Origin of the sequence: Brenneria alni, assembly GCF_003666245.1 — a bacterium.
In the GTDB taxonomy this organism is placed as follows: domain Bacteria; phylum Pseudomonadota; class Gammaproteobacteria; order Enterobacterales; family Enterobacteriaceae; genus Brenneria; species Brenneria alni.
The window spans coordinates 17,091-29,454 of sequence record NZ_MJLZ01000048.1; the positions used below are offsets into that span (position 1 = coordinate 17,091).

The 12,364-nt window shown below is 52.3% G+C and carries 10 protein-coding genes; 8 read left to right on the forward strand and 2 right to left on the reverse strand.

Annotated elements, in window-relative coordinates; genetic code table 11:
- The first annotated feature begins 9 nt into the window (after positions 1-9).
- Both gyrB and yidA read left to right on the forward strand, forming a co-directional pair.
- On the forward strand, positions 10-2,424 hold the full coding sequence (gyrB, locus tag BIY29_RS17080; protein WP_121576259.1) for a DNA topoisomerase (ATP-hydrolyzing) subunit B: 2,415 nt from the start codon (positions 10-12) through the stop codon (positions 2,422-2,424).
- A 122-nt stretch (positions 2,425-2,546) separates the two neighbouring features.
- A complete protein-coding gene (gene yidA, locus BIY29_RS17085; RefSeq protein ID WP_121576260.1) occupies positions 2,547-3,362 on the forward strand; it encodes a sugar-phosphatase in 816 nt (271 codons plus the stop codon).
- 141 nt (positions 3,363-3,503) lie between these two features.
- Here the strand turns inward: yidA and BIY29_RS17090 are convergent, their stop codons facing one another.
- Complete coding sequence (locus BIY29_RS17090) at positions 3,504-4,400, reverse strand: LysR family transcriptional regulator (protein ID WP_121576261.1); 897 nt, start codon at positions 4,398-4,400, stop codon at positions 3,504-3,506.
- 139 nt (positions 4,401-4,539) lie between these two features.
- Here BIY29_RS17090 and BIY29_RS17095 point away from each other — a divergent pair, with 139 nt between their 5' ends.
- The 6 genes from BIY29_RS17095 (at position 4,540) to BIY29_RS17120 (ending at position 11,800) form a co-directional block, all read left to right on the forward strand.
- Positions 4,540-6,090 (forward strand): ABC transporter substrate-binding protein, encoded by a 1,551-nt coding sequence (locus BIY29_RS17095; RefSeq protein WP_121576262.1) that lies wholly within the window; start codon positions 4,540-4,542, stop codon positions 6,088-6,090.
- Between the two features lie 85 nt (positions 6,091-6,175).
- Complete coding sequence (locus BIY29_RS17100; protein WP_121576263.1) at positions 6,176-7,129, forward strand: nucleoside hydrolase; 954 nt, start codon at positions 6,176-6,178, stop codon at positions 7,127-7,129.
- A gap of 1 nt (position 7,130) precedes the next feature.
- On the forward strand, positions 7,131-8,084 hold the full coding sequence (locus BIY29_RS17105) for a nucleoside hydrolase (RefSeq protein ID WP_121576264.1): 954 nt from the start codon (positions 7,131-7,133) through the stop codon (positions 8,082-8,084).
- Positions 8,084-9,058, forward strand: a complete 975-nt coding sequence (locus BIY29_RS17110; protein WP_121576265.1) for an ABC transporter permease — start codon at positions 8,084-8,086, stop codon at positions 9,056-9,058. Before BIY29_RS17105 ends, BIY29_RS17110 begins: the two co-directional genes overlap by 1 nt.
- Positions 9,058-9,969, forward strand: a complete 912-nt coding sequence (locus tag BIY29_RS17115; RefSeq protein WP_121576266.1) for an ABC transporter permease — start codon at positions 9,058-9,060, stop codon at positions 9,967-9,969. The genes BIY29_RS17110 and BIY29_RS17115 overlap by 1 nt, the downstream gene beginning before the upstream one ends.
- Positions 9,970-9,979: 10 nt before the next feature.
- Positions 9,980-11,800, forward strand: coding sequence for an ABC transporter ATP-binding protein (locus BIY29_RS17120; protein ID WP_121576267.1), 1,821 nt, complete (start codon positions 9,980-9,982; stop codon positions 11,798-11,800).
- Between the two features lie 126 nt (positions 11,801-11,926).
- Here BIY29_RS17120 and bhsA read toward each other — a convergent pair whose 3' ends face one another.
- Complete coding sequence (gene bhsA / locus BIY29_RS17125) at positions 11,927-12,184, reverse strand: multiple stress resistance protein BhsA (protein ID WP_121576268.1); 258 nt, start codon at positions 12,182-12,184, stop codon at positions 11,927-11,929.
- Between the last annotated feature and the right edge of the window lie 180 nt (positions 12,185-12,364).

Genomic DNA, 12,364 nt, shown 5'->3' on the forward strand with positions numbered 1-12,364 from the left:
GAAACGTTGATGTCGAATTCTTATGACTCCTCAAGTATCAAGGTATTGAAAGGGCTGGATGCGGTACGTAAACGCCCAGGTATGTACATCGGTGATACGGATGATGGTACTGGTCTGCATCACATGGTATTCGAGGTTGTGGACAACGCTATCGACGAAGCGCTTGCTGGCTATTGTAAAGACATTGTCATCACTATCCATGCTGATAACTCAGTCTCGGTACAGGATGATGGCCGTGGTATCCCTACCGGTATTCACGAAGAAGGGATATCCGCGGCAGAAGTGATCATGACGGTGCTACATGCCGGCGGCAAGTTTGATGATAACTCGTACAAGGTTTCCGGCGGTTTGCACGGCGTGGGGATTTCCGTGGTTAATGCCCTGTCGGAAAAGCTGGAGCTGGTGGTTCACCGTGAAGGTAAAGTTCACGAGCAAACTTATCGCCACGGTGTGGCGCAGGCGCCGCTGAAAGTGGTGGACGAGACAGAAAAAACCGGCACCACGGTGCGTTTCTGGCCGAGCTATGAAACGTTCACCAACCAGACGGAATTTCAGTATGACATTCTGGCCAAACGTCTGCGTGAGCTGTCGTTCCTAAACTCGGGCGTTTCTATCCGCTTGTTTGATGAGCGCGAAAAAGATAAATCCGACCATTTTCACTACGAAGGCGGTATCAAAGCCTTTGTCGATTACCTCAACAGAAACAAGACGCCTATCCACCCGACGGTATTCTATTTTTCCACAGTGAAAGAGGGTATCGGCGTTGAAGTGGCGTTGCAGTGGAATGACGGCTTCCAGGAAAATATTTACTGCTTTACCAACAACATCCCGCAGCGTGACGGCGGTACGCACCTGGCCGGTTTCCGCGCCGCGATGACTCGTACCCTGAACACCTATATGGATAAAGAGGGTTACAGCAAGAAAGCCAAGATCAGCGCCACCGGCGACGATGCGCGTGAAGGCCTGATTGCCGTGGTTTCCGTTAAAGTGCCCGATCCGAAGTTCTCTTCGCAGACCAAAGATAAACTGGTGTCGTCAGAAGTGAAAACCGCCGTTGAATCGCTGATGAATGAGAAGCTGGTGGACTATCTGATGGAAAACCCGTCGGACGCCAAAATCGTGGTCGGCAAAATTATTGATGCGGCCCGTGCCCGTGAAGCGGCGCGTAAAGCGCGTGACATGACCCGCCGAAAAGGCGCACTCGATCTGGCTGGTCTGCCGGGTAAGCTGGCGGATTGTCAGGAACGCGATCCGGCCTTGTCTGAACTGTATCTGGTGGAAGGGGACTCGGCGGGCGGCTCTGCCAAGCAGGGGCGTAACCGCAAGAATCAGGCGATTCTGCCGCTGAAAGGCAAGATCCTCAACGTCGAGAAAGCGCGTTTTGACAAAATGCTCTCTTCACAGGAAGTGGCAACGCTGATTACCGCGCTGGGTTGCGGCATTGGCCGGGATGAATACAACCCGGACAAACTGCGCTATCACAGCATCATCATCATGACCGATGCCGACGTCGATGGTTCTCACATTCGTACTCTGCTGCTGACGTTCTTCTATCGTCAGATGCCGGAAATTGTTGAGCGTGGGCACGTCTATATCGCGCAGCCGCCGCTGTATAAAGTGAAGAAAGGCAAGCAGGAACAGTACATCAAAGATGATGAGTCTATGGATCAGTACCAGATTACGCTTGCGCTGGATGGGGCGACACTGCATACCAATGCGCAGGCGCCTGCATTGGCCGGTGAACCGCTGGAAAAACTGGTGGCTGAACACTACGCCGTCCAGAAGACCATTGGCCGTATGGAGCGCCGTTTCCCGCGGGCATTGCTGAACGGTTTAATCTACCAGCCAACGCTGGCTGAAGCTGATTTGAGCGACCTGGCCCATGTGCAGCACTGGATGGAAACGCTGGTCACTCGCCTGAGCGAGCGGGAGCAGCATGGCAGCGCTTACAGCTTTGTGATCCACGACAATCAGGAGCGGCAGATCTATGAACCCGCTTTGCGTGTGCGGACACATGGCGTAGATACGGATTACCAACTGGACTTCAGCTTCGTTACCGGTGGCGAGTATCGTAAAATCAATCAGTTGGGTGAAAAATTGCGCGATCTGATTGAAGAGGATGCTTACATTGAACGTGGTGAGCGCCGCCAACCCGTTGCCAGCTTCGAACAGGCGCTGGAGTGGTTGGTGAAGGAATCCCGTCGTGGTCTGGCAATCCAACGTTATAAAGGATTGGGTGAAATGAACCCGGATCAACTGTGGGAAACCACGATGGATCCGACCAGCCGCCGTATGCTGCGCGTCACGGTCAAAGATGCTATCGCCGCCGATGAGCTGTTTACCACCTTGATGGGCGATGCCGTAGAGCCTCGTCGTGCATTTATTGAAGAGAATGCCTTGAAAGCAGCGAACATCGATATCTGATAGGACGGCGTTATCAGCCAATTCAGCCAGCCCCGCCGTGGGCTGGTTTTTTTTACAAAACCATGACCCTTCGCCGCTGAATAGCGTTAGCATGGAAAAAATCATGTGCTGCTGGAAAAATTATGTCTATTAAACTCATTGCAATTGATATGGATGGAACGCTGTTAACGCCCCAAAATCAAATTTCACCCGCAGTAAAAACCGCTATCGCCGCCGCAAGAGTAAAAGGCGTACAGGTGGTATTGGCCACCGGTCGTCCGTTTATTGGTGTGTCGCGTTATCTGATGGAGCTGGATTTACAGCAGGAAGGCTGCTATTGCGTCACTAACAACGGGGCGCTGGTGCAGCGTACTGTGAATGGTGATTGTGTGGCGCAAACCACGCTCAACTTTGACGATTATCTCTATTTCGAGGCGATGTCGCGTAAACTCAATGTCCATTTTCACGCCCTGGATTTCAATTTTGTCTACACCGCGAATAAAGACATCAGCGCTTACACCGTTCATGAGTCGCATTTGACCGGAATGCCGTTGAAGTACCGAACGGTGGAAGAGATGGATCGCCGCCTGACGTTCCCGAAAGTGATGATGATTGATGAGCCGCCGGTATTGGATCGGGCTATCAGCCAGATCCCGCCGGAAGCCTTTAAGAATTATACCATCATGAAGAGCGCTAAATATTATCTGGAAATTCTGGATAAGCGGGTCAATAAAGGTGAGGGGGTGAAAATGCTGGCCGAGCACCTCAACATTCCCCGTGAAAGCGTCATGGCGCTGGGCGATCAGGAGAACGATCTGGCGATGATTCATTATGCCGGGCTGGGCGTGGCAATGGGCAATGCCACCGATGAGGTTAAAGCGGCCAGCCAGTTCGTCACCAAAACCAATATGGAAGATGGCGTGGCTTATGCGATTGAAAAATTTGTCCTTAATGCCTGATAATCGATCTCGCCTCGCTAATCTGGGGGGGCAATGTTAACCCGCTATTGCTGGCGATTATTTTCCTGCTATTTATTTTTAATGTGTATATTTTGCAGTAACGTATCTAAATAACCGCAAATAATGCTGAAATAGCTGGATTCATTTTAATGCCAAACAATCAATTATTTTTTCTTTCATCATCAGAGTGATGTGATTAATCAACTGGCTTTTGGGAATTTGTGGCGGGTAAACTGCGCAATAGGCCATTTTTATATCGGGATAAAAAGGTTTAACAATAACAGGAGATGGGCTATTTAATGCCGTAATGAAATCCACCACGCCAATACCGATATTTTTTGCCGCCAGTACACAGCAGTTAGCCATCGAGGTTTCAATCGGGTTGTGTAAATAGCCCAGTTCTTTTCTGATCGATATATCGATTTGCGCCCGTAACGGCGTGGTTCTGCCCGGAAGAATGGGGCGGTAACGGGTTAAGTCGGTAAGGGTAATCTGCTCTGCTCCCGCAAGAGGATGCGTCATCGACAATACGGCAACGACGCTGGCATCAGCCAGTGTTTCGGCTTCCAGACCTTTACTTCCCATCTGACCGAAAATAAAGCCTACGTCATACTGGTTTGCAGTAATGGCATCGGTGATATGGCTGGTGCTCTCTATATCCAGAAACAGAGCGATATCAGGATATTTGTCGATGAGAGAGGGGAGCATTTTCTCTGAGCAGAGCAACGATAGCGCCTGAACCGATGCAATACGCAATACGCTGCCTTTGGCGTGACGAATTTCATCAGCAATAAAGGCGATGTGATCCAGCCCCAAATAGAGACGCTCGACTTCCCGGTAAAGTTTCATTGCTTCGGCGCGGGGGATAAGGCCGCGCCCATCCCGATCAAACAGTTTCAGGTTGAGGGCGTCTTCAAAATCCCGGATTAGCCGGCTCACCGCTGGCTGGGTAATGTACATCATGTTGGCGGCAGCCGTGATCCCGCCAGTAAGAATGACTTTGTGAAATGCTTCAACCTGACGAGGATTGATGCGCATATTGCCCCCCCGAAACATAATATTTTGTTATCAATCTAACACAAAATGCAATTTTTATTTATCCAGTTTAGCGCATAGACTCAGGAACATAATATTTAATACACTTCATAAATCTTTCACGGAATAGAGGATTTAATGAATGAAAAAATCAACACGGGCATTATGTTTTACTATTTTATTTTCATCTTCGTCTTTGGTTTATAGCGCCGATCTGAATATTGGTCTGGCTTCATCCACAACGTCAATGGACCCGCAGTTTTATGTGGGGGGCGCCAATAGCGCTATGGCGCGTAATATTTTCGACAGTTTGATTGTTCAGGATGAAAAACAGCAAATTTCGCCTGCTTTGGCGACATCGTGGAGAATTATTGATGATAAAACCTGGGAATTCCAATTACGCCCAGGCGTTAAGTTTCATGATGGCAGTGACTTTACCGCCAAAGATGTGATTGCCAGTATAAAGCGTATTGCGTTGGCGTCGAAGAACAGCCCTAGCTCTTATGCGCCTTACGTAAGTGATATCGCTGAAGTAAAACAGATTAGCCCGTTAACGATTCAGATTATTACTAAAGCGCCATCACCGTTGTTATTAAATAATTTAAGCCGGGTTTCCATTTTACCCGCTCGTCTGGAAAATGTGCCGACCGACGCGCTCAACACCGGGAAAGACGTTATTGGCACCGGCCCCTTTAAGTTTGTTTCCTGGGTGCCGGATGATCGGGTCGTCCTTCAGCGTAATGACGGTTATTGGGGAGAAAAAGCGGAGTGGGATAATGTCACCCTCCGCGTATTCAAAAACAGCAGCGCACGTGTAGCAGCAATACTTTCCGGTGATGTGGACATGATTGAAAACGTTCCAACAGCCGACAGCCGTAATATTGAAAAGAATAGTCAGTTACAAACGATTTCAACACCAGGGAATCGTATTATTTATCTGCATATGGACCAACAAAGAGACGAGTCACCGTTCGCAAAAGGCCCTGATGGCAAAAATCCATTACTAAAAAAAGACGTTCGCCAGGCGATGTCTTTAGCGCTTAATCGTCAGGCAATCGTGGAGCGAGTTATGGACGGGCAGGCCACCCCGGCCTCCCAGCTTGTGCCGAAAGGGTATTTCGGGTATTCCGCGGCCATTCCCGCGCCGGTTTACAACCCGGAGAAAGCCAAACAGGAACTGGCCGCTGCGGGCTACCCCAACGGCTTTACGCTGACCTTTCATGCCTCCAACGATCGTTATCCCAATGATTCCAAAATTGCCCAGGCCATTGGCCAAATGTTTACCCGCATCGGCATCAAAACCGAAGTGGTTACGATGCCGGGAAGCGTATATTTCTCACGCGCTTCTCGCCTCGAATTCAGTTTGATCATGGGCGGCGCCGCCATTGAAACCGGGGAAGCGTCTGGCGTGCTTGGGCCATTGCTGGAAACCTTTGGCCCCCATGCCGGGCAGGGTAATCGTGGGCGCTACTCCAATCCTCTTTTTGATAAAACGTTGAATGAAGCCCGTTCCACGCTGGATAGCGCGCAGCGGGAAAAGCTATTGGCTGAGGCAATGAACATCGGCATGAACGATCTGGGGGTGATCCCGGTGATGTTCCTGTCCAACACCTGGGCGATGAAAAAGCAGTATAGCTATGTGGGGCGTTCAGATGCCTATACGCTGCCGTACTTTGTCCGTTCAGCGCAATAAATCCGTCAAAGAGAAGCCGAGGTGTTGGCGTCTGTCAGCGTGTTATAACGCACAGCAAAAATAACAAAAAAGGAACCATCATCGGATGAGTGCTGTACCGATTATTATTGATTGCGATCCGGGTATTGATGATGCCATCGCGCTATTGAGCGCGTTTGTCTCGCCTGAACTGGATATTCTGGGTATTTGCGCGGTTTGCGGCAATCAACCGCTGGAGCGCACGGTTTATAACGCCTTGCAGATTACCGAACTGGGGAAACGCACGGATATTCCCGTCTATGCGGGTTGTCATCGTCCTCTGTTCCGGGCGCCGATTCATGGTCAGTTTCATGGCAAAAGCGGGTTGGGCGACACGGTTTTACCTGCGCCGCAAAAGCAGGCCGAGCCTCATCATGCGGTGAGCTTTATCATTGAACAATGTGACAAAGCCGCCGCAATCGGTAAACCCGTCACGCTGTGTATGCTGGGGCCGTTAACCAATCTGGCGACGGCGCTGACCATGAAACCCTCAATTGCCAATGGCATCGAGAGAGTCGTGATGATGGGCGGCGCTTACCGGGAGGCCGGTAACCGCAGCCTGACGTCGGAGTTCAATATGCTGGCCGACCCCCATGCGGCACATGTGGTGTTCTCCTCATCGCTGACGATGGTGGGCTTGCCGTTGGATGCCTCGCATCAGGTGATTCTGACGCCTGAGCATGTTGCGCGCTTCATTGCGCTTTCCGGTCGGATTTCTGCCCCGCTGGGGGAAATGATGGCGTTCTGGGATCGTAATGATATCCGCCGTTACGGTTCCCGCGGCGGGCCGTTGCACGATCCGCTGGTGATTGCCTGGGTACTGGCGCCGGACTGCTTTAAAACCGAAAAAGCGCGAGTCTACATTGAGTATGAAAGTGAGCTTTGCATGGGGCAGACCGTCGCTGACTGGTACGGGAAAACCGACAGGCCGGCCAATGTGGATGTAGTGACAAAGGTAGACGCCGCACGGGTTTTTGATCTGTTTTCCGACCTCCTGAGCCGCTATGAAGAGAAAGCCTGACATGGTTAAAGCGCGCATTATTATTGATACCGATCCCGGCGTGGATGATGCGGTTGCCATCTGGCTGGCGCTGGCAGCGCCGGAGTTGGACATTCTGGGCATCACGGTGGTGGCCGGCAATGTGCCGCTTGGTGACGCGCTGGTTAATGCCTGCAAGGTGGTGGGTTTGACCGGCAGAATGGATGTGCCGGTTTACGCCGGGGTGGCGGGGCCGCTGGTGCGCGATCAGGTATACGGTAAATACGCGCATATCGGCGCATTCTCGCATGAACTGGTGCCTGATTCGTCTTTTCGCCCGCAGCAGGAACATGCGGTCGATTTTCTGGTGCGTATGGCGCGCCAGGCCGCCGCTGACAATAACCCGATTACTCTTTGTGCGCTGGGGCCGATGACCAACCTGGCGTTGGCGCTGCGTCACCACCCTGATGTCGCCGGTGGTATCAGGCGGATTGTCACCATGAGCGGCGCCTTTAGCGCATTGGGCAACCGTGTTCCCTGGGCGGATTTTAACGTTTATGCCGATCCTCAAGCGGCGGAGATTGTTTTTTCTTCCGGCGTTCCCGTCGTGATTATGCCGCTGGATATGACCTTTCAGGCGCTCATTCAGGCAGAACAGATTGATGAGCTTGAACGTCGCAGCGGTGCGCCAGGCATCGCGCTGGCGGCGCTGTTGCGCCGGTTTGACCGCAATGAAGTTGCGCGCTTTGGCCGTGAAGGCGGCCCGGTTCATGATGCCACCGTGGTGGCGTGGTTACTTAACCCTGCCTTGTTCACCGGGGTATTGGCCAATGTGGGCGTGGAGGTTGCTGGCCGCACGGCGGGTTACGTATTTGCTGATTTTTATAATAAGCTTGATCAGCCAGCGAATGCGCTGGTTATGCGGAATATTGATGAGCAGGGCTTCCTGTCCCTGCTTGCTGACTACCTGAGTCGCTATGGTGCCGAGGAAAGCTGATGATTGCCTACCTGCTAGGCCGTATCGGGCAGACGTTGTTGACGTTGATCGTCATGTCGGTGCTGGTGTTTGTGGGAGTTTATCTGGTTGGCAACCCGGTGGATATGTTGCTGGGGGCAACGGCGACACCGGCGGAAAGGCTGGCGGTGATCCAGTCATTCGGTTTGGATAAACCCGTCTGGGAACAGTATGGGTTGTTCGTCTTGAATGCCTTACAGGGCGACATGGGGAAATCCTTTATTTTTAACCAGCCCGCCCTGACGCTGATTTTCCAGCGTATGCCCGCCACGCTGGAATTGGCGATGACGGCGTTTGTTATCGCGCTGGTTTTGGGGATGCCGCTTGGTATCTATGCCGGTCTGCGGCCAGACAGTGCCGTATCAAAGTCGATTATGACGTTTTCCATCTTTGGTTTTAGTTTGCCGACCTTCTGGATTGGCCTGGTGATGATCATGTTGTTCAGCGTCAAACTGGGGCTGTTGCCGGCGTCGGGGCGCGGGCATACCGGGGATTTGTTCGGTATTCCCTTCAGTTTCCTAACCAAAGACGGCCTTGAACACCTGATCTTACCCGCCTTCAACCTTGCGCTGTTTAAAATCTCCCTGATTATCCGCCTGATGCGGGCAGGAGTGATGGAGTGTCTGCAACAGGATTATGTACAGTTTGCCCGGTCGAAAGGGCTATCGGAAACCCGGATTGTGCTGGTGCATGTATTACGCAACACCCTGATCCCGCTGATTACCGTGATCGGTCTGGAGTTAGGTTCGCTCATTGCGTTTGCGGTGGTAACGGAAACGATTTACGCCTGGCCTGGCATGGGTAAGCTGATTATCGATTCTATTGCCGTGCTGGATAGGCCGGTCATTCTGGCCTACCTGATGATTACCGTGGTGATGTTCAGCGTGATTAACCTGCTCGTCGATCTGTTGTATGTGCTGGTTGACCCACGTGTCCGGCTGGGAGGGAATAACTGATGTCTGCCAATTCGGTACATCAGCGTGCGGCGGGGCCGGAGAAAAGCCGCCCGGCTTTCGCCCGGGTGCTGACGGCGCTCATCAAAGAGAGGCTGGCGCTGTGCGGCCTGATCATGCTGGCCATTTTTATTCTGCTGGCGCTGCTTGCCCCGATTATTTCACCACAAAATCCTTACGATCTTATGCAGCTCGATATTATGGACGGGCGACTGCCGCCGGGTTCCGGCGGCCTCAGCGGCATAACCTATTGGCTTGGCACCGACGATCAGGGGCGCGATCTGTTCAGCGCCATTCTCTACGGCACCCGCATCAGTTTACTGGTCGGTTTTTCCAGCGCGGTAGTTGCCCTGCTGATTGGCGCTTCGCTGGGGCTGATTAGCGCCTATGCCGGTGGGAAAACGGACGCGGTGGTTATGCGCATCGTCGATATTCAACTCAGCTTTCCGCCGATCCTGATTGCGTTGATCCTGCTGGCGGTACTGGGGCAGGGCGTCGATAAGATTATTCTGGCGCTGGTGGTGACCCAATGGGCTTACTACGCACGAACCATCCGTGGTTCGGCGCTGGTCGAACGGCGCCGAAGCTATGTGGATGCCGCCCGCAGCATGGCCTTATCCAATCGGCGGATTCTGTTTTGCCATATTCTGCCGAATTGCCTGGCGCCGCTAATTGTGGTGGCGACGATGCGCATTGCTTACGCCATCATGCTGGAGGCGACGCTCTCTTTTCTGGGCATCGGTCTACCGGTGACGGAACCGTCGCTGGGGTTACTGATTGCCAACGGTTTTGAATACCTGATGTCGGGCGATTATTGGATCAGTTTTTTCCCAGGGATGACGCTGTTGCTGCTGATTGTGGCGATCAATCTGGTTGGGGATGCGCTGCGCGATATCCTCAATCCCAGGAACTAAGGGGTAAACCATGACGCCGCCGATTATGTCCGTATCACATCTGACCACCGCCTTTCAGGTGAAGGGTGAATGGCTGAATGTGGTGCGCGACCTGTCTTTTACCATTGGTGAGCAAGAGACCGTCGCCGTGGTGGGGGAGTCCGGTTCGGGGAAAAGCGTGATGGCGAAATCCATCATGCGCCTGCTGCCCGCCGGACAAAGCCAGATAAGCGGAGAGATTCATTTTGGCGGCGCTGAACTGTTGTCCCTGTCGCCCAAAGAAATGCGCAATGTACGCGGCAACCGCATCGGGATGATTTTTCAGGAGCCGATGACCAGCCTCAATCCGGTGTTGCCGATTGGTTATCAGATTACCGAAATGCTGCGTCAGCATCGGGGAATGGACAACGCGCAGGCGCGGGCGGAGGCGATTCGTCTGCTGGAGAAAGTGCGTATTCCCGGCGCCAAATCACGGTTAAATGAGTATCCGCAAAGTTTTTCCGGCGGGATGCGGCAGCGGGTGGTGATCGCCATTGCGCTGGCCTGTAATCCACAACTATTGATTGCCGATGAACCGACCACGGCGCTGGATGTGACCATTCAGGCGCAGATACTGGCTTTGATTAAAACCCTTCAGGAAGAGGAAGGGATGTCGGTATTGTTTATTACCCATGATATGGGCGTGGTGGCCGAAGTCGCCGATCGCACCTTAGTCATGTATCAGGGCGAACTGGTTGAAAACGCCGCCACCAGAGAAATTTTTCATCATCCTAAACACCCTTACACCCGCATGTTACTGTCCGCCGTACCCAGGCTGGGATCGATGTCGGACGCCGAATGGCCGCAGCGTTTTCCGCTGGTGGATCATCAGACGGGCGAACCGCAACCGATTGCGGCAACGATAAATACGGTGTGCGGCGATAAACCGATACTGGAAGTGAAAAAGCTGGTCACCCGCTTCGATATCCGGTCCGGCTTTTTCCGGCGGCTAACCGGACGGGTGCACGCGGTAGAAAATGTCTCTTTCGACCTGTGGCCCGGTGAAACGCTCTCTTTGGTGGGGGAATCGGGCTGTGGGAAATCCACCACTGGCCGGTCAATCATTCGTCTGGCTGAAGCGGCCAGCGGGGAAATTCTGCTTCAAGGGCAGGATATTCTCACAGCGGATAAACATGACCTGTTTGATCGTCGGCGGCAGATTCAGATGGTGTTTCAAGACCCTTATGAAAGCCTGAATCCAAGAGTGCGGGTGGGGGATGCCATTGCCGAACCGATGCTGGTTCATGGGCTGGTCAGTGCGCAAGACGTTCATGCACGGGTCAGTGCGCTGCTGGAGCAGGTTGGTTTACCAGGCTGGATGGCTGATCGTTTCCCGCATCAGTTTTCCGGCGGGCAGCGTCAGCGGGTATGTATCGCCAGAGCGCTGGCGCTGGAGCCGAAAATCATCATCGCCGATGAGTCGGTTTCGGCACTGGATGTTTCCGTTAAGGCTCAGGTCATCAATCTGATGCTGGATTTACAACAGCAACTGGGGCTGTCTTTCCTGTTTATTTCCCATGATATGGCGGTCGTTGAGCGGATAAGCCATCGTGTCGCGGTGATGTATCTGGGGGAAATTGTCGAGATCGGGCCACGCGCCGCCATCTTTGGCAATCCGCAGCATGATTATACTCGCCGCCTGATTGCAGCGGTGCCTACCCCCGATCCGGATATCAGGCCGGTTCGCGCAGTGTTTAGTGATGAGCTGAAAAGCCCGGTGAGACCGCCGGATTTTATCTATCCTGAACGCGGTTATCGGCAAGTCTCTCATGGGCATTTTGTTCAGATCCAGGAAGATGACGCCTGCCAGTGATCCGCTGTTTGCATCGGATTCGCCGTTATATACGCCTCAGCTTTGAGACACTTTTTGCGGAAGAATAAAAAAACCGGATTGTCCTGATGATAGGGCAATCCGGGAAAGAGGGTAATAACAGACGGATTAGTTATAGATTACCGCTGTACCGTGCAGCAGGTTATTACCGCTGGCAGAGGTGACGGTGAACGCTTTGGCGCCCGCTTTTTCTGCTTTTTCAGCCAATTGTGCTTGCAGGGAATCCAGGTCTTTTGCTGTCGCGGAAACGACACCGACTTTATCCAACTGTTTGGCCTGCTGTGCAGAAATATAATCGGCAGCGGAAGCGCCAAAAGAAACGGTGGCAAGTACGATGGCAGCGGCGATGGTTTTTACGTTTTTCATAATGTCTTATCCTATTTCGAATGATTTGGTTGATTGATGAAAGGGTATTTCCTTTCGATGAGAAAAATGTTACGCCGATGATAAATGGCTGTAAAACGGATACTCTTGATGAGCTTGTTCTAATTTACTGAACAAACTTTTCATTTTTTTTTTATTTTTTTATATATTAAACAATAAATT

Excerpts from the sequence above, each read along its gene's own strand:
- gyrB (WP_121576259.1), top strand. The coding sequence starts at position 10 with ATGTCGAATTCTTATGACTCCTCAAGTATCAAGGTATTGAAAGGGCTG.
- yidA (WP_121576260.1), top strand. The coding sequence starts at position 2,547 with ATGTCTATTAAACTCATTGCAATTGATATGGATGGAACGCTGTTAACG.
- BIY29_RS17090 (WP_121576261.1), bottom strand. The coding sequence starts at position 4,400 with ATGCGCATCAATCCTCGTCAGGTTGAAGCATTTCACAAAGTCATTCTT.
- BIY29_RS17095 (WP_121576262.1), top strand. The coding sequence starts at position 4,540 with ATGAAAAAATCAACACGGGCATTATGTTTTACTATTTTATTTTCATCT.
- BIY29_RS17100 (WP_121576263.1), top strand. The coding sequence starts at position 6,176 with ATGAGTGCTGTACCGATTATTATTGATTGCGATCCGGGTATTGATGAT.
- BIY29_RS17105 (WP_121576264.1), top strand. The coding sequence starts at position 7,131 with ATGGTTAAAGCGCGCATTATTATTGATACCGATCCCGGCGTGGATGAT.
- BIY29_RS17110 (WP_121576265.1), top strand. The coding sequence starts at position 8,084 with ATGATTGCCTACCTGCTAGGCCGTATCGGGCAGACGTTGTTGACGTTG.
- BIY29_RS17115 (WP_121576266.1), top strand. The coding sequence starts at position 9,058 with ATGTCTGCCAATTCGGTACATCAGCGTGCGGCGGGGCCGGAGAAAAGC.
- BIY29_RS17120 (WP_121576267.1), top strand. The coding sequence starts at position 9,980 with ATGACGCCGCCGATTATGTCCGTATCACATCTGACCACCGCCTTTCAG.
- bhsA (WP_121576268.1), bottom strand. The coding sequence starts at position 12,184 with ATGAAAAACGTAAAAACCATCGCCGCTGCCATCGTACTTGCCACCGTT.